Source organism: Rathayibacter sp. VKM Ac-2762 (genome assembly GCF_009866585.1).
Classification (GTDB): Bacteria; Actinomycetota; Actinomycetes; order Actinomycetales; family Microbacteriaceae; genus Rathayibacter.
Window position 1 is genome coordinate 596,312 of sequence record NZ_CP047419.1, and the last position, 24,273, is coordinate 620,584.

A 24,273-nucleotide genomic window follows, 5' to 3' on the forward strand; every position below is an offset into this window, starting at 1 on the left:
AGAAAGGCCCGCCCGTGGACATCGACCTGAGCGTTCTGCGACTCATGGAGCGCGAGCGCGAGATCCCCTTCGAGGAACTCGTGCAGATCATCGAGCAGGCGATCCTGACCGCCTACCTCAAGCACATCGGCCAGGCCGACGACGCCGACAAGGCCACCGCCGTCGACGCGCGAGTGCACCTCGACCGCAAGACCGGTCACGTCTCGGTCTTCGTGCCCGAGCTCGACGAGGAGGGCGCCGTCGTGGGCGAGGCCGAGGACTCCCCGCGCGACTTCGGCCGCATCGCCGCCTTCGCCGCGAAGCAGGTCATCAACCAGCGCCTGCGCGACATCGCCGACGAGCACGTGCTCGGCGAGTTCAAGGGCCGCGAGGGCGACATCGTCGCCGGCGTCATCCAGCAGGGCCCCAACCCGCGGATGATCCACGTCGACCTCGGCTCCATCGAGGCGATCCTCTCGCCCGAGGAGCAGGTGCCCGGCGAGGACTACAGCCACGGACGCCGCATCCGCGTCTACGTCACGAGCGTCGGCCGCGGACCCAAGGGCCCGTCGGTCCAGGTGTCCCGCACCCACCCGTCGCTGGTGCGCAAGCTGTTCGCCCTCGAGGTCCCCGAGATCGCGTCCGGCGTGGTGGAGATCGTCTCCCTCGCCCGCGAGGCGGGCCACCGCACCAAGATCGCGGTGCGCGCGACGGAGCCCGGCGTGAACGCCAAGGGCGCCTGCATCGGCGAGCTCGGCCAGCGCGTGCGCGCGGTGACCGCCGAGCTCAACAACGAGAAGATCGACATCGTCGACTACTCCTCCGACCTGCCGACCTTCGTCGCCAGCGCGCTCTCGCCCGCCAAGGTGACCAGCGCGTTCGTGATCGACCAGAGCCTCAAGGCCGTCCGGGCGCTCGTCCCCGACTACCAGCTCTCGCTCGCCATCGGCAAGGAGGGCCAGAACGCCCGCCTCGCCGCCAAGCTGACCGGCGCGAAGATCGACATCCAGCCCGATTCGGTGATGGACGGGGAGTGATCCCCGAGCATCGGCCGTGCGGGGGAGCGGACCCGGAGGGGAGGGAGTAGAGTGGAAGCCGTCAGAACGTGCGTCGGCTGCCGTCTGCGCGCCCCCCGGGCCTCTCTTCTGAGGCTGGTCCTCCACTCGAACGTCCTCGCGGTAGACCCGCGTGCCGTCCGTCCTGGTCGGGGAGCGTGGCTCCACGACACAGCCGACTGCTACGAGCTCGCGGTCAAGCGCCGCGCGTTCGGAAGAGCGTTCCGGACACGCGAGAGCGTGGACGCGAGCGAGCTGGAGCAGTACATCGCACGATCCGACCGGCTCGGCCCCTCGACCGGAGGGGCCGGAGCAGCGCACGATCACACCATAGAGAACAGGCAGAACGGCCCGTGAACTGATCATGAGCGAAGACTGATGAGCGGCTCGAAATGAGACCCGTCCGTTCGTGACGCCTGCCCCCGTCTTGGGTGCAGGCCCAAGACAGGAGAGAAGTGGCAAAACCACGCGTACACGAGATCGCATCCGAACTGGGTGTCGATAGCAAGGTCGCACTTGCGAAGTTGAAGGAGCTCGGCGAGTTCGTCAAGGGCCCGTCCTCGAGCATCGAACCCCCGGTGGCGCGCAAGCTCCGCCAGGCCCTCCAGGGCCAGGGCGGTTCCTCCGCGGGAGCGTCGGCGACCCCGGCCGCCCCCGCCGCCGGCGCCCGTCCCGGGGCCCCGCGCCCCTCCGGCGCGCGTCCGTCCGCGCCCACGCCCGGACCGGCCAAGCCGCCCGCTCCGGCGCCCGCACCGCCGATGTCTGTCGCCGAGCGCCAGGCCCAGGCTCAGGCAGCCCAGGAGGCCGCGGCCGCTCAGCGCGCCCAGGCAGCCAAGGACGCGCCCGCCGAGGCCGTCGCTCCGGCTCCGACCGAGGGCCCCGCGGCTCCGGCCGCCGCCGAAAGCCGGCGTCCGGCGCGACCCCGGCGGACCCAAGCCCGTGACCCCGCGTCCGGCTCCGCCGCGAACACCCCGCGCCCCGGCGGCGCCTCGGGCGGCTCCAACCGCCCCGGCGGCACCCCGCGCCCGGGCAACAACCCGTTCGCCAGCAACCAGGGCATGGGACAGCGTCCCGCCGCCCCGCGCCCCGGCAACAACCCCTTCGCCAGCTCGCAGGGCATGGGATCGCGTCCGACCCCGGGCAACATCCCCCGCCCCGCTGCTCCGCGCCCCGGCGCGCCCCGACCCGGCGGACCCGGCATGGGCCAGCGCCCCGCCGGCTTCGGCCAGCGTCCCGGCGGACCCGGCGGCGGAGCAGGACGTCCCGGCGGTGCCGGTCGTCCGGCCGGCGGCGGCTTCCAGCGCCCCGGCGGCGCTCCCGGTGCCGGTGGCGGCTTCGCCCCGCGTCCCGGTGGCGGCGGCGGTCGCGGTCGCGGGCCCGGCGGTGGAACCGCAGGAGCCTTCGGTCGCGGCGGCGGCAAGAGCAAGGCCCGGAAGTCCAAGCGCACGAAGCGTCAGGAGTTCGAGCTCAGGGAGGCCCCGTCGCTCGGCGGCGTCAGCGTCCCCCGCGGCGACGGCAGGACGGTCATCCGTCTGCGCCGCGGCGCGTCGATCTCGGACTTCGCCGACAAGATCGAGGCCATGACCGGCGTGCCGGTGCCCCCCGGCAACCTGGTCACCGTCCTCTTCGCCCTCGGCGAGATGGCGACGGCCACCGAGTCGCTCGACGAGGCCACCTTCGAGGTGCTCGGCTCCGAGCTCGGCTTCAAGATCCAGGTCGTCTCGCCCGAGGACGAGGACAAGGAGCTCCTCGAGGGCTTCGGTCTCGACCTCGAGCAGGAGCTCGACGACGAGACGGACGAGGACCTCGAGATCCGTCCCCCCGTCGTCACCGTCATGGGTCACGTCGACCACGGAAAGACGCGCCTGCTCGACGCGATCCGCAACGCCAACGTCGTCGCCGGCGAGGCGGGCGGCATCACGCAGCACATCGGTGCGTACCAGGTCGTCGCGGAGCACGAGGGCATCGAGCGCCCGATCACCTTCATCGACACCCCGGGTCACGAGGCGTTCACCGCCATGCGAGCCCGCGGTGCCCAGGTCACGGACATCGCGATCCTCGTGGTCGCGGCGGACGACGGCATCATGCCGCAGACCATCGAGGCGCTGAACCACGCCCAGGCGGCCAACGTGCCGATCGTGGTCGCGGTGAACAAGGTGGACAAGCCCGACGCCAACCCGGCCAAGGTGCGCCAGCAGCTCACCGAGTTCGGGCTCGTCGCCGAGGAGTACGGCGGAGACGTCATGTTCGTCGACGTGTCGGCTCGCGCGGGCACCGGCATCCAGGACCTCCTGGACGCCGTGCTGCTCACCGCGGACGCCGGTCTCGACCTGCGCGCCAACCCCAACAAGGAGGCGCGCGGAGTCGCGATCGAGGCGAAGCTCGACAAGGGACGCGGTGCGGTCGCGACCGTGCTCATCCAGTCGGGAACGCTGCGCGTCGGAGACGCGATCGTCGCCGGAACTGCTTACGGCCGCGTCCGTGCGATGGCGGACGAGAACGGCAACGCCGTCCTCGAAGCCGTGCCGTCGCGTCCGGTGCAGGTGCAGGGACTCTCGTCCGTGCCCCGCGCCGGCGACACCTTCCTCGTCACCGAGGAGGACCGCACGGCCCGTCAGATCGCCGAGAAGCGCGAAGCCGCTCAGCGCAACGCCCTGCTGGCCAAGGCCCGCAAGCGCATCTCGCTCGAGGACTTCACCCGTGCTCTCGAGGAGGGCAAGGTCGAGTCGCTCAACCTCATCATCAAGGGCGACGTGTCCGGTGCCGTCGAGGCGCTGGAGGAGTCGCTCGTCAAGATCGAGGTCGACGACTCGGTGCAGCTGCGCATCATCCACCGCGGTGTCGGTGCGATCACGGAGTCGGACGTCAACCTCGCGACGATCGACAACGCGATCATCGTGGGCTTCAACGTCCGCCCCGACCCGAAGGCCCGCGAGCGCGCTGCTCGAGAGGGAGTGGACATCCGCTTCTACTCGGTCATCTACAACGCGATCGAAGAGGTCGAGAACTCGCTCACGGGCATGCTCAAGCCCGAGTTCGAGGAGGTCCAGTCCGGTGTCGCCGAGATCCGCGAGGTGTTCCGCTCCTCCAAGTTCGGCAACATCGCGGGTGTCATCGTCCGCTCCGGCACGATCACCCGCAACTCGAAGGCGCGCGTCATCCGTGACGGCGTCGTGGTCGGGGACAACCTGGCCATCGAGTCGCTGCGTCGCTTCAAGGACGACGTCACGGAGGTCCGTACGGACTATGAGGCCGGTATCGGTCTCGGAAAGTACAACGACATCCAGATCGGCGACGAGATCGAGACGATCGAGATGAAGGAGAAGCCGCGAGGCTGATCCGCTCCACTGGAAGGCCCGGGTCCGCCCGGGCCTTCCGGCGTCTCACGGCGCTGTTCGTGCGGGATCGGGAGGGGACTCTCGTCCTCTCGCGCCCTGCGGGAGGAATCGGGGGGCCGCCCTCCTCCCGGAGGTGCGGACCCTCAAGCGGGCGCTTCCGCACCCCCGGATGCGGGAGACCGACCCCGATCAGGCGCTCCTGTCTTGGTGGGTGCGCCCGCTGAGCGAGCAGCTCGCGAGCAGCGAGCCTGCGGGCGACGTCCGGCTCCCGATCCAGCACCTGAGCCTTCCCACCCCGGTCCCCGAGGATCCGGGGGGCGGACCCGCACTCCCTCCGATCGCGGGCACGGGTGGGGTGCCTCCTCGCGGCTCCTGGCCGGGCCTGGCGGGCGGGCCGCAGGCCCGCGGGAGGGAGCCGCGAGGAGGCACCCCACCCGCGCCGTCGCAGACGCGCGGTCGAGGGGCATCACGCCCCAGAAGCAAGGCCCCCTCGGACGCGACCGGTCGTCCGGGCGGAGAGTGGTTGAATGGCGAGCTGAACGGTTCGCCGAGAGAGATGTGAGGACCAGCCATGGCAGATCCGGCCCGGGCGAGGAAGCTCGCCGAACGTATCCAGGTGATCGTCGCGAAGCGGCTCGAGCGCGGTCTCCGCGACCCGCGCCTCGGCTTCGTCACCATCACCGATGTCCAGGTGACCGGCGACCTGCAGCACGCCTCGGTGTTCTACACGGTCTACGGCACCGATGAGGAGCGCGCCGATTCGGCCGCGGCCCTCAAGGCCGCCACCGGAATGCTCCGCACCGAGGTGGGCAGGAACATCACGTCCCGGCTCACGCCGTCGCTCGAGTTCATCCTCGACGCGGTGCCCGAGAACGCGAAGCACATCGAGGATCTGCTCGCCGCCGCGCGCAGCCAGGACTCGCAGGTGCAGTCGCTCGCCGCTCAGGCGGACTACGCCGGCGAGGCCGACCCCTATGTGAAGCCCCGCGAGGACGACGAGGACTAGGCGCCGAGCCCGAACACCGCGGAGCCCGTGGCGACGTCGACCGATTCCAGGACGACGACGACACGGGCTCCCGGCGTGAGCGGGGCCGGGACGTCGACGGTGATCTCCGGGTCGAGCAGCTGGACCGAGGAGCGGGTGCGCGCCGAGGAGACGACGATCCCGCTGAAGGAGGCTCCTTCGCGGCCGCGGAGGACGGCGGCCTCGACGATCGCGGTCGCCGCACGGGAGGCGGCTCCGGCCCGGCGGTCGCTCGCGGCGAGGAGCGGCGGGAGCAGGGGCAGCGCCTCGCGCAGCTGCGACGGGATCGTTCCGCCCCGGGACACCGCGAGGCAGACGGCGAGGCCGAACCGGTCGACCAGGCGCCGCAGCGGCGCGGTGACGTGCGCGTACGGCGCGGCGAGGGCCGCCTGCGCGGGATGCTCCGGCGGGGCGCCGTCGAAGGCGGTGTAGCCGGCGCCGCGGAACAGGCTCGCCGCGGCGTACATGATGGCGAGCTGGGCGGGGTCGGCGGTGTCGAGGCGGCGCAGGTAGGCGCCGTAGGCCTCCTCCTCGGGCCACGGGACGCCGAGCGCCGCGGCTCGGGAGCGGAAGGCCGCGACGGTGGCGGGGTCGGCCTCGGGCATGGTCCGGAGGATGCCCACCCCCGCGTCGAGCATCATCGTCGCCGCTGCCATACCGGTCAGCAGCGAGACCTGGGCGTTCCAGCCCTCGACGCCCAGGGGAGCGCGGCGCTCGACCCGGTAGCCGCCGTCGGCGGCGACGATCTCCTCCTCGGGCAGCGTCAGGCTCGCTCCTCCGCGCTCGGACTCGCGCGCCAGGCGCTCGCGTCCGAACCAGGGGAGGAGGGCGAGGGAGCGGTGCGGATCGCCCGCGTCGACGCTGCGCTGCACGCCCTCGTAGTCGAGCCGGGCCACGCTGCGCACGAGCGCCCGCTCGAGGTGCACCGAGCGCGGCTCCGCCCGCTCGTCGAGGGTCAGCGTCCAGACCAGCGCTCGGCGCGTCTCGTCCGGCAGGAGCGACGCGGTCCCCTCGGAGAGGACCGCGGGGTGCAGCGGGACGCGGCCGTCCGGGAGGTAGTAGGTCTGGCCGCGGCGGCGCGTCTCGGCGTCGAGCGCTCCGCCGGTGCGGACGACCGCGGGCACGTCCGCGATGGCGTAGCGGAGGACGACGCCCTCCGACGTGCGCTCCAGGTGGAGGGCCTGGTCCAGGTCGAGCGAGCCGGGCGGGTCGATCGTCACGAAGGGGAGGTCCGTCCGGTCGACGCGGTCCTCGTCGTCCGCTCCGGCGTCCGCGTGCTCGGCCTCGGCCAGCGCGGCCGGCGGGAACGGGCCGGGCAGGTCGTTCTCGACGCGGACCGCGGCGAGGGCGCGCTGGACGTCCTGGGCGAGGTCGACGTCGAGGGCGCGCTCGACGGCGGCGTCGGGGCGGGGGAGGCGGAGGCGGCGACCGGTCACGGCGCCGACCCTACCCGCCTCCTCCGACGCGGACGGCGGTCGACGGGCCCTCAGGAGCCGGGGAGGAGGTAGCCGTCCTCCGGGCCGCCCGTCGCCAGGCCGTCGGCGAGGAGCCCGGCCAGGGCGCGACCGCGCTGGTCGGCGTCCGGCCAGAGAGACTCCACCTCGGCCGCGGTGACCGGGCCGTGCGCGGCGCGCAGCTCGGCGAGGATGAGGCCGCGGACCTGGCGGTCCGAGCCCTCGAACCGCTTCTGCTTCGCCTTCACGGGCCCGGTGTGCTCGGGGTACCCCTCCGCCCGCCAGCGGCAGAGGTCGCGGATCGGGCACTCGTCGCAGCGCGGAGCGCGGGCGGTGCAGACGACCGCCCCCAGCTCCATCGCGCCCGCGTTGAAGGCCGCCGCCTCGGAGAGCGACTCGGGCAGCAGCGCCGACATCGCGGCGAGGTCGGCCCTCGCGCGGGGCGGGCCGGGCTCCGCCGCTCCGTCGACCGCGCGCGCGAGGACCCGGCGGACGTTGGTGTCGACCACGGGGTGCCGCCTCCCGTAGGCGAACACGGCGATGGCGCGGGCGGTGTAGTCGCCGATGCCGGGCAGCGCGAGGAGGGTCTCCACGTCGTCGGGGACCACGTCGCCGTGCTCCTCGGCGATCGCCACGGCACAGGCGTGCAGGCGCAGGGCCCGCCGCGGGTAGCCCAGGGACTGCCAGGCGCGCACCGCCTCGCCGGGCGGGACGGCGGCGAGTGCGGAGGGTGTCGGCCAGCGCTCCAGCCACTCCGCCAGACGCGGGACGACGCGGACCACCGGGGTCTGCTGCAGCATGAACTCGCTGACGAGCGTGCCCCAGGCGGGGAAGCCCTCGCGGCGCCACGGCAGGTCGCGGGCGCTCGTGCGGAACCAGGCGGTGATCGCGTCGGCGAGAGGGTCGGAGGGCATCAGCCCACACTAGGCGGCGGCGCGTATCGTGGACGGATGACCAGGTGGGCTCCGCAGAAGGCCGATGTGCTCGACGCTCTCGCGGCGGAGGTGCTGCACAACTACGGGCGCGGACGGGTCAAGGTCGGGATCGACGGCGACGACCCCGCGGTGAGCGCGGCGTTCGCGCTCGACCTCGCGGAGGTGCTCCGCCGGGCCGGCAAGGACGCGATCGTCGCGCACCTCGCCGACTTCCGACGTCCCCGCGCCGATCGGGACGACCCCGCCGTGCCCGACGAGCAGCGCTCCTACGCGGCCGGGTACGACTACGAGCTCCTGCGCCGCGTGCTGCTCGATCCGTTCACCCTCGGCGGCAGCACCGGGTTCGTGCTCGCGGGCTTCGACGCAGTGCGCGACGAGGCGCGGCAGGCGCGCTGGCGGACCGCCGGCCGCGACGCGGTGCTGCTCGTCGACGGCGAGTTCGCCCTCCGGCCGGAGCTGCGCGGCGCGTGGAGCACCAGCATCCGCCTCGACACGCAGGAGCCGCCGGTGGACGCGGCGTACCGCGCCACGACGGACCCGCGCCGGCTGGCGGGGATCCTCGTCGACATCCGCGATCCGGAGCAGCCCCGGCGCCTCTTCGCCGACTCCTGCTGAGCCTCGGGACGGCGGCCGCCGCCGCGGGCGGCGTCCGTCCGACAGGGCCGCGGGCTCAGACCAGGGCGGCGCGGCGCACGACCTCCGCCGGCGGCACGAAGGCGCCCGCCCGCTCGACCTCGTGCACCAGGTCGACCAGCAGCTGGTTGACCGGTGCCTCGCGCCCGCCGCGGTGAGCGGTGCGGACCACGGCCCCGGCCAGGTGGTCGATCTCGCTCGGCACTCCGCGGCGGACGCTCTGCAGCGTCGACCCGGGGTTCGGCACCTCGCCCATCCGCGCGGCCATCCGGCGGGGGAGCAGCTCGACCAGGGGCAGGGGAGCGGCGGCCAGGGCGCGGACGGACGTGTTCGAGAGTCCCTGCAGCGAGCCGAAGCGGACGCCCGACGCGAGGCCCGTCCGGGCGGCCTCGCGCATCGACCGGGCGAGGACGCGCCGCAGCCCCGGATCGTCGATCGTCTCCTGGACCGAGAGCCCGGTGATCGCGGGCAGGGCGTTGACCTCGTTGATCAGCAGCTTCGTCCACTGCGCTCCGGTGAAGTCGTCGGTGACGGCGGTGGGGACCGCCTCGCCGAGCACGGCGGCGGCCCGTCGGACGTCGTCGTCGGCCGGGCGGCCGGGGACGCCGAGCGTGGTCGTGGCAGGAGCCGTGACGGTGACCCGGCCGGGTTCGAGGTGGCTCGCGGCGAAGAGGGCGAGAGCACCCACGAGCCGGGCGTCGCGCACCTGCCGGGCCGCCGCGGTGAGTCCGTCCAGTCCGTTCTGGACGACGACGACGAGAGTGCCGTCGACCGTGCGGCGGTTGGTGCGCAGCGCGTCCTCGGCGTCCTGCGCTTTCGTGCAGACGAAGGCGAGATCGGGCACCAGGTCGAGAGACTCGCCGCAGCGGACCCAGGCGGTGTGCTCGCCCCACGCCCCGTCGAGCCGGATCCCCGACCGGCGGATCGCGGTGAGGTGGTCGCCTCGGGCGGTGACCTCGACGTCGTGCCCGGCGCGGTCGAGAAGGGCGGCGATGGTGCCGCCGACGGCGCCTGCTCCGAGTACTGCGATCCTCATCCGGACAGCCTAGGACGGGCGGGCGAGGGCTCCGGCTCCACCCCGGGGGTACTCCCGATCCGTCCGTGTATCCTCGCACCCGTGCTCGAGACCCCCGCCCCGGCTCCGAACGGGATCCTCCTGCTGGACAAGCCCGGCGGCATCACCAGCCACGACCTCGTCTCGCGGACCCGCCGCCGCGCGGGGACCCGCAAGGTCGGCCACGCGGGGACGCTCGATCCGATGGCGACCGGGCTGATGATCCTCGGTCTCGGCCCCTCGACGCGCCTGCTCACCTACCTCGTCGGCCTCGACAAGCAGTACGAGGCGACGATCCGGCTGGGCTCCTCCACCACCACCGACGACCAGGAGGGCGAGGTGCTCGCCTCGGCGGAGCCCGCCCTCGTCGCGGCCCTCGCCCCGGAGTCGGTGTCCGACGCGATCGCGGCCCTCACCGGAGCGATCGAGCAGGTCCCGAGCACGGTCAGCGCGATCAAGGTGGACGGCCGCCGCGCCTACGCCCGCGCCCGCGACGGCGAGGAGGTCGTGCTCGCCTCCCGCCCCGTGACCGTCTCGGAGTTCGCCGTCCTGGCGAGCCGCCCGGTCGAGGGGTTCCTCGACCTGGACGTGCGCGTCACCTGCTCCTCCGGCACCTACATCCGCGCGCTCGCCCGCGACCTGGGCGCGTCCCTCGGAGTCGGCGGCCACCTGACCGCGCTGCGGCGCACCGCGGTCGGCCCCTTCTCCGTGGCCCAGGCCGGCGAGATCGACGAGCTCGACGTCCCCGCCGCGCTCCTGCCGCCGACGCTCGTGGCGGGCGAGCTGTTCCCCCTGCTGCGCCTCGACGCCCAGGAGGCGGGCGATCTCGCGAACGGCAAGCGCATCCCGGCCCCGGAGGCGGTGGCGGGCGCGAAGGGCCTCCTCGCCGCGGTCGGCCCGGGGGAGCGGCTGATCGGCCTCGCCGAGCGGCGCGGCACCCAGCTCAAGAGCGTCGTCAACTTCCCGACCGAGGACCTGCGGACGGCCGCCTCGTGATCGAGTGGTTCACGATCCTCCAGGTGGGGATCGCCGTCGCGGCCGGCCTGCTCTGCCTCGTGCTCGGGCTGCTCGCCCGCCGTCCCTCGGACGTCTCGGTCGGCGCGACGGCGATCGTCGAGCTGCTGCTGATCGTCCAGCTGGCGGTCGCGATCGTGTCGCCGCTGGTCGGCAACCGCCCGTCGGGGAGCCTGCCGGAGTACTACATCTACCTGATCTCGGCGCTGCTCCTGCCGCTCGCTGCCGGGTTCTGGGCGCTCATCGAGCGGAGCCGCTGGAGCACCGTGATCCTGGGCGTCGCCTGCCTCTCGATCGCGGTCATGGTCTACCGGATGCACCAGATCTGGTTCTTCCAGAGCGCCTGATCGGGCCCGCCACCGGGCCCGGCCCGGCGAACGCCTAGCATGGACGTGCGATGTCGAAACCAGCCAGCGATGCGTCCGGACGGGCCGCTCACGACCCCTCAGTCCCCTCGGCCCCCGGGAGCGGCGAGCCGACCCGTTCCGCCCGCTCGCGCGGGATCGGCAGCCTCCTGGTCGTGGTCTACGGGATCCTCGCGCTCGCCGCGACGGGGCGCTCCGTCTTCCAGATCATCGACCGGTTCGACGAGGCGCCGCTGGCGTTCTCGCTCTCCGCGCTCTCGGCCGTCGTGTACATCGTCGCGACGGTCGCCCTGATCGTCCCGGGCCGCGCCTGGCAGCGCGTCGCGTGGGTGACGATCACCTTCGAGCTGGTGGGCGTGCTCGTGGTCGGCGCGCTCAGCCTCCTCGCTCCGCAGCTCCTCGGGCTCGCGAGCGCCGACCCGTTCGGGCGCCAGTCGACGGTGTGGGCGGCCTTCGGCGCCGGCTACCTGCTGATCCCGCTCGTCCTGCCCGTGCTCGGCCTCTGGTGGCTCCGCGTGCAGGGGCGGCGCACGGCCCGGGCGGCCGCCTGATGCGCGTCGAGACCCGCCCCGGCGACCTGGCCGGGATCGGACCCTCCGCCGTCACGATCGGCAAGTTCGACGGCGTCCACTCCGGGCATCGGGCCGTCATCGGCCGGCTGCACGAGCGGGCCCGCGAGCAGGGGCTCGCCGCCGTCGTCGTCACCTTCGACCGCAATCCGCTCAGCGTGATCGCGCCGGAGAAGTGCCCGCCCGTCCTGGTCGGCAACGAGCAGAAGCTCGAGCTCCTCGCCGGGACCGGCGTGGACGCGACGCTGCTGCTCACCTTCGACGAGGCGTTCCGGGCGCTCTCGCCAGAGCAGTTCGTCGAGCAGGTGCTGGTCGAGGCGCTCGAGGCCCGCGTGGTCCTCGTCGGCTCCGACTTCCGCTTCGGCGCCCGGGGAGCGGGCGACGTCGACCTGCTGCGCGTGCTCGGCGGGCAGCACGGATTCGAGGTGGAGCTGATCGACGACGTGCGGCCCGAGGACGGGCGCCGCGTCTCCTCCACCTGGATCCGCGAGCTGCTGGCCGAGGGCGATGTGGAGCACGCGACGCGCCTGCTCGGGCACGAGCCCGTGGTACGCGGCGTGGTCGTGCACGGAGCGAAGCGCGGCCGCGAGCTGGGCTTCCCGACCGCGAACCTCTCGCCGCAGTCGCAGGGCCTGATCCCGGCCGACGGGGTCTACGCGGGCCGGCTCACCACCGACGGCGTCACGCATCCCGCCGCGATCTCGGTCGGCAGCAACCCGACCTTCGTCGGAGTGCCGCCCAAGCAGGTCGAGGCGTACGTGCTCGATCAGACGCTCGACACCCTCGACCTCTACGACCGCGTGGTCGACGTGGCGTTCGTCGGCCGGATCCGCGGCCAGGTCGCCTACGAGGGCGTCGAGCCCCTCATCCGCCAGATGAACCACGACGTGGTGCAGGTCCGCGAGGTCCTCGGCATCGACTGAGCGGGATGCCGGGCGCCGCCTAGCAGGGGCCGCGGGCCCGCACCAGCGGGAGAGGTCCCGAGGCCATCGGCGTACCGTGGCCGCATGAGCGAAACCCCCTCCGACTCGGCGCGCTCCCTCGCGCTCGTCACCGGTGCGACCGGCTACATCGGCGGCAGGCTGACGCCGCGCCTCCTCGAGGCGGGCTTCCGGGTGCGCGTCCTGGTGCGCGACGCGCGCAAGCTGGTCGACGTGCCGTGGGCGGAGGAGGTCGAGGTCGCCCAGGGCGATCTCGGCGATCCGGAGTCGCTGGAGGCCGCGGTCGAGGGCGTCGACGTCCTCTACTACCTCGTCCACTCGATGGGCTCGGGCAACGACCACGCCCACTTCGAGGAGGTCGAGAGCCGCGCCGCGCAGAACGTCGCCACGGCCGCGAGGTCGGCCGGCGTCGGCCGCATCGTCTACCTCGGCGGCCTGCACCCCGAGGGCCAGGAGCTCTCGAAGCACCTCCGCTCGCGCGCTGAGGTGGGCCGGATCCTGATGGAGTCGGGAGTGCCGACGATCGCCCTGCAGGCGGGCGTGATCATCGGCTCCGGGTCGACCTCGTTCGAGATGGTGCGCCACCTCACCGACGTGCTGCCGTACATGCCCGCGCCGCAGTGGGTGCGCAACTTCATCCAGCCGATCGCCGTGCGCGACGTGCTGCACTACCTGATCGGCTCCGCGTCGCTCGAGGACGCCACGCTCAACCGCACCTTCGACATCGGCGGGCCCGACGTGCTCCGCTACGGCCAGATGATGAACGGCTACGCGGTCGAGGCCGGGCTCCCGCAGCGGCCGATCGCGTCCCTGCCGGTGTTCACCCCGTGGCTGGCCTCGCAGTGGGTCAACCTGGTCACGCCGATCCCGCGCTCGCTCGCGGTGCCCATCATCGCCTCGCTGCAGTACGACTGCGTCGTGCACGAGCAGGACATCCGCGCGCTCATCCCCGACCCCGAGGGCGGGCTGACCTCCTACCGCCGCGCCGTCCGGCTCGCGCTGGGAAAGATGCAGGCGGGCGAGATCGAGACGAGCTGGCAGAACGCGGAGGTCGTCGGCGCTCCCAGCGATCCGCTGCCGAGCGACCCGGAGTGGGCCGGCCACACGGTCTACGTGGACCTCAAGGAGCGCCGCACCCAGGCCGACCCGGCCAAGCTCTGGCGCGTCATCGAGGGCATCGGCGGCACCAACGGCTGGTACTCCTTCCCGCTCGCGTGGGTGATCCGCGGCTGGATGGACCGCCTCGTCGGGGGAGTGGGCCTGCAGCGCGGGCGCCGCGACTCCGCGCGCCTGCACGCCGGCGACGCCCTCGACTTCTGGCGCGTCGAGGAGATCGAGCGGCCGAAGCTCCTGCGCCTGCGCGCCGAGATGAAGGTGCCCGGCGGGGCCTGGCTCGAGATGCGCGCCGAGCCCTCCGGAGACGGCGGCTCGGTCTACACGCAGCGCGCGGTGTTCTTCCCGCAGGGCCTCGCGGGCAGGCTCTACTGGTTCGCGATCCTGCCCTTCCACGGCATCATCTTCAACGGCATGGCCAACCGCATCACGGCCACCGCGGCCGACCTGCCGGACTCCGGCGACGAGCGCTCCCCTGGCGGGCGCCGGGTGCAGCGGTGACAATGGAGGGGTCCGGCGGCGGCGAGGCCGCCCGGGACGCCGACGAGAGGAGCACGATGAGCGAACGGTCGAGTACGGACGCGGGGCGCGGGCTCCAGCTGGGGAAGGTCCTCTTCATCGGGGACAGCATCATCCAGGCGGGAGCCTGGGGCGAGTGGCTGACGGAGTCGACGGTCGTCGACGAGGGAGTCGGAGGGGCCACCACGGCGGACGTCGTCGCGCGGCTCGCCGAGCTGGTCGCGCAGGAGCCGGACACGGTGGTGCTGCTGATCGGCACCAACGACCTCGCCTGGCACCGCACGACGGAGCACGTCGTGCGCAACATCGAGACGATCGTCGCGACGTTCCGGCGCGACCTCCCGGACGTGCGCATCCTGGTGACCTCGGTCCTGCCGCGCGGACATGAGTTCGCGCCGCAGATCCGCGAGATCAACCGCCACCTGTGGCAGTTCGCGCCCACGGCGCACGCGGGCTACCTCGACCTGTGGCCGGTGCTCGCGGGCGAGGACGGCGGGCTGCTCGAGCAGTACTCGCCGGACGGCCTGCACCTCAACGAGGACGGCTACCGCGCGTGGCGCGAGGCACTGGGCCCGGCGCTCGAGGCGGTCGTGCGGATGCCTCCGCGGACCCGCCCGATCACGCTGCCCTACGACGAGTTCGCGCGGCCGAAGACGGCCTAGCGCAGCACCGTGGAGGGGGAGTCGACCGCAGGGTCGGCTCCCCTTCCGTCATTCCGCGGCCAGGGCGGCCTCGAAGGCCGCGAGGGCGTCCGCGGAGAAGAGGACGAACCGGACCTCGTCGAGTGCGCCGTCCGCGGTCGCCTCGCGGACCGTCTCCACCGCGATGCGCGCCGCGTCGTCCATCGGCCAGCCGTAGACGCCCGCCGAGACGGCCGGGAAGGCGAGCGTCCGCGCACCGAGACCGACGGCGGTGCGCACCGACTCGCGGTAGGCCGAGGCGAGGACGGCGCTGCGGTCCTCCGACCGCGAGTGGACGGGACCGACGGTGTGCACGACCCAGCGGGCGGGGAGGCGGCCGGCGGTCGTGGCGACCGCGGAGCCGGCGGGCAGGCCGTCCGGCAGCTCGGTCCCGCGGAGCCGGCGGCACTCGGCGAGGATCTCCGGTCCGCCCGCGCGGTGGATCGCGCCGTCGACGCCGCCGCCGCCGAGGAGCGACGAGTTCGCCGCGTTCACGATCGCGTCGACGTGCTCGCGGGTGAGGTCGCCGCGCACGGCTCTCAGGGTGGTCACGACTCCCCCTCCAGGCTTCGTCCGAGGGCAGCGATCGCCGCAGGTCCCACGCGGCAGCAGCCGCCGATCAGATCCGCTCCCGCCGCGCGCCAGGAGGCGACCAGCGCGGGGTCGAAGGCCGCGTCGCCTGCCCAGCGACGCTCGACGGCGTCCCACTCCTCGCCGCTGTTCGGGTACACGACGACCAGCTTGCCGGTGACGGAGCGGGCGATGCGGACCGCCTCGGCGACGTCGCCGGGCGGGCAGCAGTTCACTCCCACGCCGACGACCTCCTCGGAGGCGGCGGCGACGGCGAGCGCCTCGGCCAGGGGCTCGCCGGCCGCGGTGCGGCCCGAACGGCCGCTCACGCAGATCCAGGCGGGGACCGAGGAGCCCGCGAGGGCCTCCACGACGGCCCGCACCTCCCGCACCGACGGGATGGTCTCGACGGCGAGCAGGTCGGGCCCGGCCGCGGCCAGGGCCTCCAGGCGCGGCCGGTGCCAGGCGGCGAGCTCGCCGACGGTGAGGCCGTCGTCGCCGCGATACTCGGAGCCGTCGCCGAGGCTCGCACCGAAAGGGCCGACGGAGGCGGCGACCCAGCCGCTCTGCGCGCGCCGGGCCAGGTCGACGCTCTCCCGGAGGGCGCGCTCGGCGAGGCCCGGGGCCAGCCCCGCGGCTGCGAATCCGCTCGCGGACACCTGGTAGCTCGCGGTCACCGCGACCCTGGCGCCCGCCTCGGCGAAGGCGCGGTGCGCGGCGACGACCCGGCCGGGCTCCTCCAGCAGGACCCGGGCGCTCCAGAGCGAGGAGTCCACCGCGGCCCCCTGCTCCTCCAGCTCCGTGCCCAGGCCCCCGTCGAGCAGCAGCGGGCGCACCCGCGCCGCGGCGACGAGGCCGGCGGTCACGAGCGGTTGTTGGAGAGCTCGAAGATCTTCACGAGCTCGGCGATCGCCGCCTCGCGGGCGTCTCCGCCCTCCTCGAACATCGCGGTGATGTGCGTGCGGAGGTGGTTCTCGACGATGAGCTTGTTGAGCGAGCCGAGCGACTTCTGGATCGCGAGGGACTGCGTGACGATGTCGACGCAGTAGTCCTCGTTCTCGATCATCCGCTCGAGGCCGCGCATCTGGCCGCCGAGGATCCGGGCACGGTGCAGCGAGCGCTTCTTGAGGTCCTCGATCACTCCTCCAGCCTACGCGCCGCAGGCGGTACCCGGGCGGGGTATGCGCGCGCCTACGATCGAGGGGTGAGCACCCGCAAGCCGTCCCGCGCGACCGCCGCCCGCTACCCCTCGCGCGACCGCGCCCGCATGGCGCTCGCGCCCGGGATCCTCGGCGCGATCGTGCTGCTGGCCGGGCTCGCCCTCGTCGGCTCCGACGCCTACGACTTCATCCGCTACCCGGTCGCGATCCTCGCGGCGGTCATCGGCTGGTTCGCGATCCAGGCGCGCGCACTCCTCTGGCTGGTCGGGCTCGTCCCGGTGCTCGTGCTGTGGAACCCGGTGCTGCCGTTCGCATTCCCGGACGCGATCTGGTCCTCGCTGAGCCTCGCCGCGGTCGGCGTCTTCGTGGCGGCGGGCCTCGTCATCCGCGTCCCGACTCCGGGATGACGACGAGCGCGACCGTCCGCGCGGCGGAGCGCCGACCGGACCGCCCCGAGGAGTAGACTGGCGGCGCACCCGCACGCCGGGGATGCTGCGACCGGGTCCCAGACCCGTTGCTCGGAGCTCCCGACGGCCACCGGATGCACCGACGCCCGACGCCTCTCCGGAGGCGATCCGGCGGATGCACGGCGACGGCAGCGCGCGGGAACCCCTCCTCCGCCCCCCGTCACACATCGAGGAGGAGCATGGCTCGCAGCGGCCAGCGTCAGTCCGGTCAGACGCGACGAGCGTCGAACGCCGCCGGGAGCCGACCCCGATCGCGCTCGCGCGGCGTGGACAACGCGGGGATCATCCCGATCCTCGCCCGCCGCGTCCGCGAGGTGGAGGCGAAGGCCCAGACCGGCAAGGTCGGACCGACCAACCGGACGAAGTTCCTGGTGATCGCCCTCCTGATGCGCGAGGAGCGCAAGCGGGTCAAGGTCGATCCCTCGCTCAGCGACGCGCAGCGCGCCGAGGAGATGAAGCGCCTCGACGGCATCGCCACGATCCTGGCCAAGACGGCCGCCCGCGACACCAGCCTGATCGCGCTGCTCGAATCGGAGGCCGGCGTCACGGCGGCCGCGCAGAAGCTCCGCCGCGACTGGCTGCTCGAGGCGGGCGCGGAGCTCAGCCCCGACGAGCTGCTCATCGTGACCGAGCCGGAGCCCAAGCCCGAGGTGCCGGTCAACCAGGTCGTGCCGCAGTCGGTGCGCGCCCGGCAGCTGGCGAACCCCTTCCTCCCGCCGGACTTCTCGATCGCCGAGGCCTCGGCTCCGGCGCCGCGTCGCAGGCTCGACGACTGGGAGCTGCTCGGGCCGCTCTTCAAGGCGTTCGAGTACGGAGCGGGCGGACGGGCCGCGAGCATGGAGCTCCCGGAGCCGCCGAAGCTCGACCGGGTCTCGCCGCGCGGCCGCGAGCTGATGCCGCACCAGGCGCGCTTCATCGAGAGCGCCCGCGAGGGGCACCGCAGCTTCCTGCTCGCCGACGAGCCGGGTCTGGGCAAGACCGCGCAGAGCCTCCTGGCCGCCTCGGTGGTCGGGGCGTACCCGCTGCTCGCGGTGGTGCCGAACGTGGTCAAGATGAACTGGGCGCGCGAGGTCGAGCACTGGACGCCGCAGCGGCGCGCCACGGTCATCCACGGAGACGGCGGCACGCTCGACGCGTTCGCCGACGTGGTCATCGTCAACTACGACATCCTCGACCGGCACATCGGCTGGCTCGGGAGCTTGGGCTTCCGCGGCATGGTCGTCGACGAGGCGCACTTCATCAAGAACCTCCGCTCGCAGCGCTCGCAGAGCGTGCTCGCGCTGGCGTCGAGGATCCGCGAGACCACTCCGGGGCACGATCCGCTGATGATCGCGCTGACCGGCACCCCGCTGATCAACGACGTCGACGACTTCCGCGCCATCTGGCGCTTCCTCGGCTGGATCGACGAGACCAAGCCGGGACCGGAGCTGATGGGCCGCCTCGAGGAGACGGGCCTCACCCCCGCCGACACGGGCTTCTACCCGGAGGCGCGCGAGGCCGTGATCGACCTCGGCATCGTCCGGCGCAAGAAGATCGACGTCGCCGCCGACCTGCCGTCGAAGCGGATCGTCGATCTGCCCGTCGAGCTGGACGACGACCTCGGCCGCTCCATCCAGAAGGCCGAGCGCGAGCTCGGCGCCCGCATGCTGCAGCGCTTCAGGGCGGTCACCTCCTCGATCACGCACGAGCTCGACGACGACGAGCGCGAGCGGTTCATCCGCATCGTGGCGCAGAGCGAGCTCGAGGAGTCGAAGTCGGCCAAGACCGGCGAGAACGTCTTCACCATGGTGCGCCGGATCGGCCAGGCCAAGGCGGCGCTGGCCGCCGACTACGCCTCGCAGCTGGCCCGCTCGGTGGGCAAGGTCGTCTTCTTCGCGAAGCACATCGACGTGATGGACCAGGCGGAGGACACCTTCGAGAAGCGCGAGCTGACGTCCGTCTCCATCCGCGGCGACCAGACCGCGGCGTTCCGCCAGACGCAGATCGACGCCTTCAACGAGGACCCGGACGTCTCTGTCGCCGTCTGCTCGCTCACCGCGGCGGGAGTCGGCGTGAACCTGCAGGCGTCGTCCAACGTGGTGCTCGCCGAGCTGTCGTGGACCTCGGCCGAGCAGACGCAGGCGATCGACCGCGTGCACCGCATCGGCCAGGAGGAGCCGGTGACGGCGTGGAGGATCATCGCGGCGCACACGATCGACGCGAAGATCGCGGAGCTCATCGACGCCAAGGCCGGTCTCGCCGCCCGGGCGCTCGACGGCGCGGACGCCGAGACGGCCTCGGCCGACACGGTGCAGCTGGACGCCCTCATGCACGTCCTGCGCGAGGCGATCGGCTGAGTGCACCCGGCCGGGCCGGCTGAGCGCTCAGCCGGTCCGGGCGAGCGGTGCGGCGAAGAAGTCCTTCTCGAACGAGCTCGACCGCAGGAAAGCGTCCCTCATCGCGGCGCGCTCCCTCGGTGAGGCGTCGCGGGCGGCCTGCTCCGTGAACTCGATCGCCCGCTCGGTGGCCGTCGCGAAGACCGGGTCGCCGTACAAGAGCAGCCAGTCCGCGTAGGGGTGCTCGGGGTGCCCGGAGGCGGCGAGGCGCGACCCGACGTCGGCGTAGAGCCAGAAGCAGGGGAGCAGGGCGGCGACGATCTCGCCGTAGCCGCCCCGCGCGGCGACCGCGAGCAGGTGGTCGGTGTAGCCGCGGGTCACGGGCGCGGGAGCCGCGTCCCTGGTCCCGAGCCGGTCGCGGTGCAGCTGCGCCTCCGCCGCGAGGGCGGACGCCGAGCCCTCGGCCCAGAAGACCTGCTCGGCGGTGGTCGGCGCGCGCTGCGCCGCCACGGCCAGGACGCGGGCGTACTCGGTGAGGTAGAGAGCGTCCTGCTCGAGGTACCACTCGAAGTCCTCCCGCCCGAGGGAGCCGTCGCCGAGGGCCCGCACGAACGGGAGCGCGTCGATCTCGTCGCGGAGGGTCCGGGTCCTCTCCCAGACGTCCGCGCAGAACGCCGGAGGACGTTGCCGGTGGAAGTGGTCGATCGGGCCGTTGCCGGTGCCGACCTCGAGAGCGTCGGCGGCGCGCAGGGCGCCGGTCAGCCACTCCTTGGCCTCCGTCAGCGCCTCGACCAGGGCGTCGGAGGAGGTGTCGCGCCCGGCCAGGAGCGTCGCCATCGCGGACGAGAGCGAGCACCCGGTGCCGTGCGTGTTCGAGGTGGCGACGCGCTCGCCGGGGACCTCGCGCACGAGGCCGTCGGGGGTGACGATCGCGTCCGGGGTGGCGGGGCCGTCGAGGTGGCCGCCCTTCACCAGCACGGCGGCGTCGAGGGCGCGGGCGAGTGCCGCTCCCTGCGCGAGCGCGGCCGGCCAGTCGGAGGCGGTCGGCTCTCCGGCCAGCACGCCCAGCTCGGGGAGGTTCGGCGTCACCAGGTCGGCGCGGCGGAGCAGGTCGCGCACGGCGTCCTCGGCTTCGGGAGCGAGCAGCCGGTGACCGCTGGTCGCGACCATCACCGGATCCACGACCACGACGGGCGGGCGGACCTCGTCGAGCCACTCGGCGACGACTCCGGCGTACTCGGCCGTGGCGAGCATCCCGATCTTCACCGCGTCGATCGTGACGTCGTCGCTCACCGCGTCGAGCTGCTCGCGGAGGAACGCGGCGGGCGGCAGGTGCACGGAGCGGACCCCGTGCGTGTTCTGCGCGACGAGCGCGGTGACCACCGCCATGCCGTAGCCGCCGAGCGCGCCGATCGACTTGAGGTCGGCCTGGACGCCTGCACCGCCGGTCGGATCGGTGCCGGCGATGCTGAGGACACGGGGGACGCGGGCGCCGGCGGTCACCGGTCCCACTCCGCTCGGATCAGGCGGGCGGCCGCCGCGGGGTCGGCGGCCGTGCAGAGCGCCGACACGACCGCGAGACCGGCCGCACCGGCGAGGCGGAGTGGCCCCGCGTCCGCGGCTCCGACTCCGCCGATGGCGACGCAGGGCAGCGCCGTGGCCGCGGCGAGGGCGGCGAACCCGTCGACACCGAGGGGAGCGGGGTGGTCGGGCTTGGTCGCGGTGGGCCTAATGACGCCGACGCCGAGGTAGTCGACCGTCCCCGCGGGCAGGGCGCGGACGGCGGCGAGGTGCTCGGGGGTGTTCGCGGTGAGCCCGATCACCGCGTCGGGTCCGAGCAGCGAGCGGGCGGCGGTGACGGGGAGGTCGGACTGCCCGAGGTGGACGCCGTGGACGCGGGCGCCCGCGAGGCGGGCGGCGAGGGCGACGTCGACGCGGTCGTCGACCAGCAGGGTCGTGCGCTCGTCGAGGACGGCGGCGACGGCCCGGGTCAGGGCGACGAGCTCGGCGGCGGGGGCGTCGTGATCGCGGATCTGCACGGTCGTGACTCCGCCCCGGACGGCGGCAGCGGCCACGGCGGGCACGCCGCGCGGGCCGCACTGCGCGGTGTCCGTGACGAGGTAGAGCGAGAGGTCGAGGCTCATGCGATCCGCGCCCCGGCCTCGGCGTCGGCCGGCTGGAGGGCAGCGAGGGCGTCGAGGAGGCCGACGGCGAAGGACCCGGGACCGCTGCTCGCAGCGGCGGCCCGCTCGGCGGCGAGGCCCCAGACCGCGGAGGCGCTGACGGCCGCGTCGAGCGGGCGGGCGCCCGCGCCGAGGAACGCCGCCATCACGGCGCCGAGCGCGCAGCCGCCGCCGGTCACGCGGGTCAGCAGCGGGTGGCCCCCCGTGACTCGGACGATCCGCTCGCCGTCGGTGACGAGGTCGACCGCTCCCGAGACGGCGACCACGCCGCCGGTGCGGCGGGCGAGGACGCGGGCGGAGTCGAGCGCCTGCTCGGCGGTGTCGACGGCGTCCACGCCGCGGCCGCCCGCACCGGCTCCCGCGAGGGCGAGGATCTCGGAGGCGTTGCCGCGGATGATCGCGGGCCGCGCCTCGAGCAGCTCCACCGCCAGAGCGGTGCGGACGGGCAGAGGGCCGACGGCGACCGGATCGAGCACCCAGGGGGTGCCGGCGCGTCCGGCCGCGGCGACCGCCTCGCGAGCACCCTCGCGCTGCTCCGCTCCGGGCGTGCCGAGGTTGACGAGCACGGCGGAGGCGAGGCCCGCGAAGACGCCCGCCTCGCCGGGCAGGTCGCACATCGCCGGGCTGGCGCCGAGGGCCAGGAGGCTGTTGGCGGTGAAGCCGGTGACGACCGCGTTCGTGATGCACTGCACCAGGGGCCCGGCGGCGCGGAGCTCGGCGAGATCGCGACCCACGGACGCCGGGTCGGGCGCCGTGTCGGCGGGGAGGGTCGGGTGGACAGGCGTGCGAATGCTCATTCGCGACATCCCTTCGCTAGTACGAACTAGATCAGGTTCAACGGGTCTTCTCTCAGCCCTGGCGGGCACCCCGTGTCACTGCGCACGACCCTAGCAGCGGGCGCGGGCGCGCTCGCTGCTGCAGTGCGAGAGGAGCCAGCGGGCCGTCGTCGCCCCTTCGCCCGGGAGCGGCCGCTCAGCCGGTGAGGATCGTCGAGTCGCCGCGCGGCCCCACCGCGACGCGGAGGCCGATCGGCAGCCGCTCGCGCATCGCGTCGACGTGGCTGATCAGGCCGATCGTCCGACCGCCCGACCGCAGCTCGTCGAGCGTGCTGAGCGCCGTCTCGAGCGTCTCGGCGTCGAGCGAGCCGAAGCCCTCGTCGATGAACATGGTCTCGAGCGAGATGCCGCCGGACTGCGCCGTCACCACGTCGGCGAGGCCGAGGGCGAGGGCGAGCGAGGCGAGGAACGTCTCGCCGCCGGAGAGCGAGGCGGGCTGCCGGCGGACGCCGGTGAAGGCGTCGAGCACGTCGATCCCGAGGCCGGAGGCGGCACCGCGGTAGGCGAGCGAGTCGTCGTGGGCGAGTGCGTAGCGGCCGCTGGTCATCGCGTCGAGGCGGAGGTTCGCCGCGGTCACGATCTCCTCCAGGCGTCCGGCGAGGGCGAAGGCCTCGAGGTCCATCCGGCGCGTGTTCTGCCCCCGGCCGGAGACGGTCTCGGCCAGCCCGCGCAGCTCCTCGTGGCGGTGGAGGCGCTCACCCAGCACCGCGAGGCGGCCCGCGGCCGTCGCGGTGAGCTCGGCCAGGCGCTCCGAGCGGTGCTCGAGCACGGAGAGGCCGGCTCGCGCCTCGTCGCGACGGGCGGAGGCCTCGCGCGAGCGCCCCTCGGCGGCGGCGAGGTCGACGGCCGTGCCCGGCAGTCCGCGGAGCTCCGGGTCGGCGAGCACCGCCTCCGTCGCGCTCCGCCGTCGCTCGTGCTCGGCGACGACGGCCTCGGCCCGCGCCCGGTCCCCGCTGGCCAGCGCGGCCGACTCGGCCTCCTCGGCGGTCGTGAAGCCGCGCTCGGCGAGGACCTCGGCGAGCTCCTCCCGGGCGGCGGCGGCGGCCTCGGACCGCGAGACGGCCGCCTCCTCGGCCTCGACCAGGGCGACGGCACGACGGCGCTGGGCGTTCAGCTGCTCGACGCGCGAGGCGACGCTCGGCGCGCCGTCGCGGAAGGCCTCGACGCGCTCCCGCAGCAGCCGCAGCGCTTCAGCGGCGAGGGCGGACTCGTCGGCGCGGGCGCGGTGCTCCTCACGAGCGGCGTCCCGCCCGGTCGTGAGAGCGTCGATCCGGGTGCGCAGCCGGATGCGCTCGCGCCGCAGCTCCTCCATGCGGGCGGCGGCGCGGCGCGCCGAGGCGAGCCGCTCCTCGTGCGCCGGGCGGAGCGACTCCGGATCCGCGTCCTCGCCCACACGCTCCTCGAGCGCCGCGAGAGCACGAGCCGCGGCTCCCTCGCGCTCGCGGGCGCCGTCGAGGGCGGCGGCGGCGCGCTCCACCGCGATGCGGGCCCGGTCGAGGTCGTCGGTGCCGACCGTCGTCGGGCCGTCGTGCTCGGCCGGGCGGGGGTGCTCGCACGAGCCGCAGACGGGGCAGGGCTCGCCCGGCTCCAGCCGCTCGGCGAGCTCCCCGGCGAACCCGGCGAACCGGCGCGCGATCAGGGCCGCCTGCTCCGCGGCGCGCTCGCCGTGGACGCGCGCCGCGTCGGCGTAGGCCGTGCGGAGCCGCTTCAGGCCCGCCGCAGTGAGATCGCGCTCGAGGGCCGCGGCGATCCTCCGCTCGAGCGCGGCGAGCTCGTCGACGCGCGCGGGGACGGCGGCGGCCTCCCCGGCCAGGGACTCCTCCTCGGCGGCGAGCGCGCGTCGACGCGGGCGGGCAGCTCGCGCAGCTCCGCCTCGATCCCCGCGAGCGCGGTCGCCGCCGCCTGCTCGGCGCGCGCGGACCGCTCGGCGACGCGCTCCGCGTCGGGGAGCCGGCGCTCCTCTGCCAGCGCCTCGGCGAGGGCGCCGAGGACAGCGGCGAGCCGTTCCGGCCGTCTCGGCGGCCGGGCCCCCAGACGCGTCCCCCGTAGGCGTCGGCCGCGAGGTCGCG

General features: G+C 74.2%; 23 protein-coding genes and 1 riboswitch. Of the genes, 13 read left to right on the forward strand and 10 right to left on the reverse strand.

What is annotated here, in order from left to right; genetic code table 11:
* Window positions 1–14 precede the first annotated feature (14 nt).
* From nusA to rbfA, 4 genes are all read left to right on the forward strand, one after another.
* Entirely contained in the window at window positions 15–1,016 is a 1,002-nt protein-coding gene (gene nusA / locus GTU71_RS02855; RefSeq protein WP_104225180.1) for a transcription termination factor NusA, read from the forward strand.
* A gap of 51 nt (window positions 1,017–1,067) precedes the next feature.
* Window positions 1,068–1,391, forward strand: coding sequence for a YlxR family protein (locus GTU71_RS02860; protein ID WP_104225593.1), 324 nt, complete (start codon window positions 1,068–1,070; stop codon window positions 1,389–1,391).
* A 98-nt stretch (window positions 1,392–1,489) separates the two neighbouring features.
* A complete protein-coding gene (infB, locus tag GTU71_RS02865; protein WP_159939272.1) occupies window positions 1,490–4,372 on the forward strand; it encodes a translation initiation factor IF-2 in 2,883 nt (960 codons plus the stop codon).
* A 571-nt stretch (window positions 4,373–4,943) separates the two neighbouring features.
* Window positions 4,944–5,378, forward strand: a complete 435-nt coding sequence (rbfA, locus tag GTU71_RS02870; protein ID WP_104223052.1) for a 30S ribosome-binding factor RbfA — start codon at window positions 4,944–4,946, stop codon at window positions 5,376–5,378.
* On the opposite strand, the gene GTU71_RS02875 is transcribed toward rbfA, so the two are convergent.
* Window positions 5,375–6,832: an RNB domain-containing ribonuclease gene (locus GTU71_RS02875; protein WP_159939273.1), complete on the reverse strand. Its 1,458-nt coding sequence runs from the start codon at window positions 6,830–6,832 to the stop codon at window positions 5,375–5,377. The two genes, rbfA and GTU71_RS02875, sit on opposite strands and share 4 nt — an antisense overlap.
* Window positions 6,833–6,882: 50 nt before the next feature.
* Window positions 6,883–7,764, reverse strand: a complete 882-nt coding sequence (locus tag GTU71_RS02880) for an A/G-specific adenine glycosylase (protein ID WP_104246569.1) — start codon at window positions 7,762–7,764, stop codon at window positions 6,883–6,885.
* A gap of 36 nt (window positions 7,765–7,800) precedes the next feature.
* Here GTU71_RS02880 and GTU71_RS02885 point away from each other — a divergent pair, with 36 nt between their 5' ends.
* Window positions 7,801–8,400 (forward strand): hypothetical protein, encoded by a 600-nt coding sequence (locus tag GTU71_RS02885; protein WP_159939274.1) that lies wholly within the window; start codon window positions 7,801–7,803, stop codon window positions 8,398–8,400.
* 55 nt (window positions 8,401–8,455) lie between these two features.
* Here the strand turns inward: GTU71_RS02885 and GTU71_RS02890 are convergent, their stop codons facing one another.
* Window positions 8,456–9,454 carry a 2-dehydropantoate 2-reductase gene (locus GTU71_RS02890; RefSeq protein WP_104249600.1) on the reverse strand — a complete coding sequence of 333 codons (999 nt, stop codon included), beginning with the start codon at window positions 9,452–9,454 and terminating at the stop codon, window positions 8,456–8,458.
* A gap of 81 nt (window positions 9,455–9,535) precedes the next feature.
* On the opposite strand from GTU71_RS02890, the gene truB reads away from it, so the two are divergent.
* From truB to GTU71_RS02920, 6 genes are all read left to right on the forward strand, one after another.
* A complete protein-coding gene (truB, locus tag GTU71_RS02895; protein WP_104223057.1) occupies window positions 9,536–10,468 on the forward strand; it encodes a tRNA pseudouridine(55) synthase TruB in 933 nt (310 codons plus the stop codon).
* Complete coding sequence (locus tag GTU71_RS02900; protein WP_104223058.1) at window positions 10,465–10,833, forward strand: hypothetical protein; 369 nt, start codon at window positions 10,465–10,467, stop codon at window positions 10,831–10,833. The genes truB and GTU71_RS02900 overlap by 4 nt, the downstream gene beginning before the upstream one ends.
* 50 nt (window positions 10,834–10,883) lie before the next feature.
* Window positions 10,884–11,402: a hypothetical protein gene (locus GTU71_RS02905; protein WP_244229447.1), complete on the forward strand. Its 519-nt coding sequence runs from the start codon at window positions 10,884–10,886 to the stop codon at window positions 11,400–11,402.
* On the forward strand, window positions 11,402–12,343 hold the full coding sequence (locus GTU71_RS02910; RefSeq protein ID WP_104225670.1) for a bifunctional riboflavin kinase/FAD synthetase: 942 nt from the start codon (window positions 11,402–11,404) through the stop codon (window positions 12,341–12,343). The genes GTU71_RS02905 and GTU71_RS02910 overlap by 1 nt, the downstream gene beginning before the upstream one ends.
* An 84-nt stretch (window positions 12,344–12,427) precedes the next feature.
* A complete protein-coding gene (locus tag GTU71_RS02915) occupies window positions 12,428–13,975 on the forward strand; it encodes an SDR family oxidoreductase (RefSeq protein WP_159939275.1) in 1,548 nt (515 codons plus the stop codon).
* A 56-nt stretch (window positions 13,976–14,031) separates the two neighbouring features.
* Window positions 14,032–14,655: a GDSL-type esterase/lipase family protein gene (locus tag GTU71_RS02920; RefSeq protein ID WP_104225671.1), complete on the forward strand. Its 624-nt coding sequence runs from the start codon at window positions 14,032–14,034 to the stop codon at window positions 14,653–14,655.
* 48 nt (window positions 14,656–14,703) lie between these two features.
* Here the strand turns inward: GTU71_RS02920 and GTU71_RS02925 are convergent, their stop codons facing one another.
* The 3 genes from GTU71_RS02925 to GTU71_RS02935 are packed head-to-tail and all read right to left on the reverse strand — an operon-like array spanning window position 14,704 to window position 16,384.
* The gene (locus GTU71_RS02925) at window positions 14,704–15,225 is read right to left on the reverse strand and encodes an O-acetyl-ADP-ribose deacetylase (protein WP_104225600.1); all 522 of its coding nucleotides are present in this window, start codon (window positions 15,223–15,225) and stop codon (window positions 14,704–14,706) included.
* Window positions 15,222–16,109: a homocysteine S-methyltransferase gene (gene mmuM, locus GTU71_RS02930; protein ID WP_159939276.1), complete on the reverse strand. Its 888-nt coding sequence runs from the start codon at window positions 16,107–16,109 to the stop codon at window positions 15,222–15,224. The genes GTU71_RS02925 and mmuM overlap by 4 nt, the downstream gene beginning before the upstream one ends.
* Entirely contained in the window at window positions 16,106–16,384 is a 279-nt protein-coding gene (locus GTU71_RS02935) for a metal-sensitive transcriptional regulator (RefSeq protein ID WP_104223062.1), read from the reverse strand. Before GTU71_RS02935 ends, mmuM begins: the two co-directional genes overlap by 4 nt.
* A gap of 63 nt (window positions 16,385–16,447) precedes the next feature.
* On the opposite strand from GTU71_RS02935, the gene GTU71_RS02940 reads away from it, so the two are divergent.
* Window positions 16,448–16,810: a DUF6804 family protein gene (locus GTU71_RS02940; protein ID WP_244230620.1), complete on the forward strand. Its 363-nt coding sequence runs from the start codon at window positions 16,448–16,450 to the stop codon at window positions 16,808–16,810.
* Window positions 16,811–17,049: 239 nt separating this feature from the next.
* Window positions 17,050–19,206 (forward strand): DEAD/DEAH box helicase, encoded by a 2,157-nt coding sequence (locus GTU71_RS02945; protein WP_104225603.1) that lies wholly within the window; start codon window positions 17,050–17,052, stop codon window positions 19,204–19,206.
* A 27-nt stretch (window positions 19,207–19,233) separates the two neighbouring features.
* Here the strand turns inward: GTU71_RS02945 and thiD are convergent, their stop codons facing one another.
* The 4 genes from thiD to GTU71_RS02965 all read right to left on the reverse strand — a co-directional run bounded on the left by thiD (window position 19,234) and on the right by GTU71_RS02965 (window position 23,681).
* Window positions 19,234–20,688 (reverse strand): bifunctional hydroxymethylpyrimidine kinase/phosphomethylpyrimidine kinase, encoded by a 1,455-nt coding sequence (gene thiD / locus GTU71_RS02950; RefSeq protein WP_159939277.1) that lies wholly within the window; start codon window positions 20,686–20,688, stop codon window positions 19,234–19,236.
* A complete protein-coding gene (gene thiE / locus GTU71_RS02955) occupies window positions 20,685–21,329 on the reverse strand; it encodes a thiamine phosphate synthase (RefSeq protein WP_159939278.1) in 645 nt (214 codons plus the stop codon). The genes thiD and thiE overlap by 4 nt, the downstream gene beginning before the upstream one ends.
* Window positions 21,326–22,165, reverse strand: a complete 840-nt coding sequence (gene thiM, locus GTU71_RS02960; RefSeq protein WP_104246561.1) for a hydroxyethylthiazole kinase — start codon at window positions 22,163–22,165, stop codon at window positions 21,326–21,328. Before thiM ends, thiE begins: the two co-directional genes overlap by 4 nt.
* A riboswitch (TPP riboswitch) is annotated at window positions 22,157–22,248 on the reverse strand. It overlaps the preceding gene by 9 nt.
* A 92-nt stretch (window positions 22,249–22,340) precedes the next feature.
* Window positions 22,341–23,681, reverse strand: a complete 1,341-nt coding sequence (locus GTU71_RS02965) for an SbcC/MukB-like Walker B domain-containing protein (protein WP_244230621.1) — start codon at window positions 23,679–23,681, stop codon at window positions 22,341–22,343.
* Window positions 23,682–24,273 lie beyond the last annotated feature (592 nt).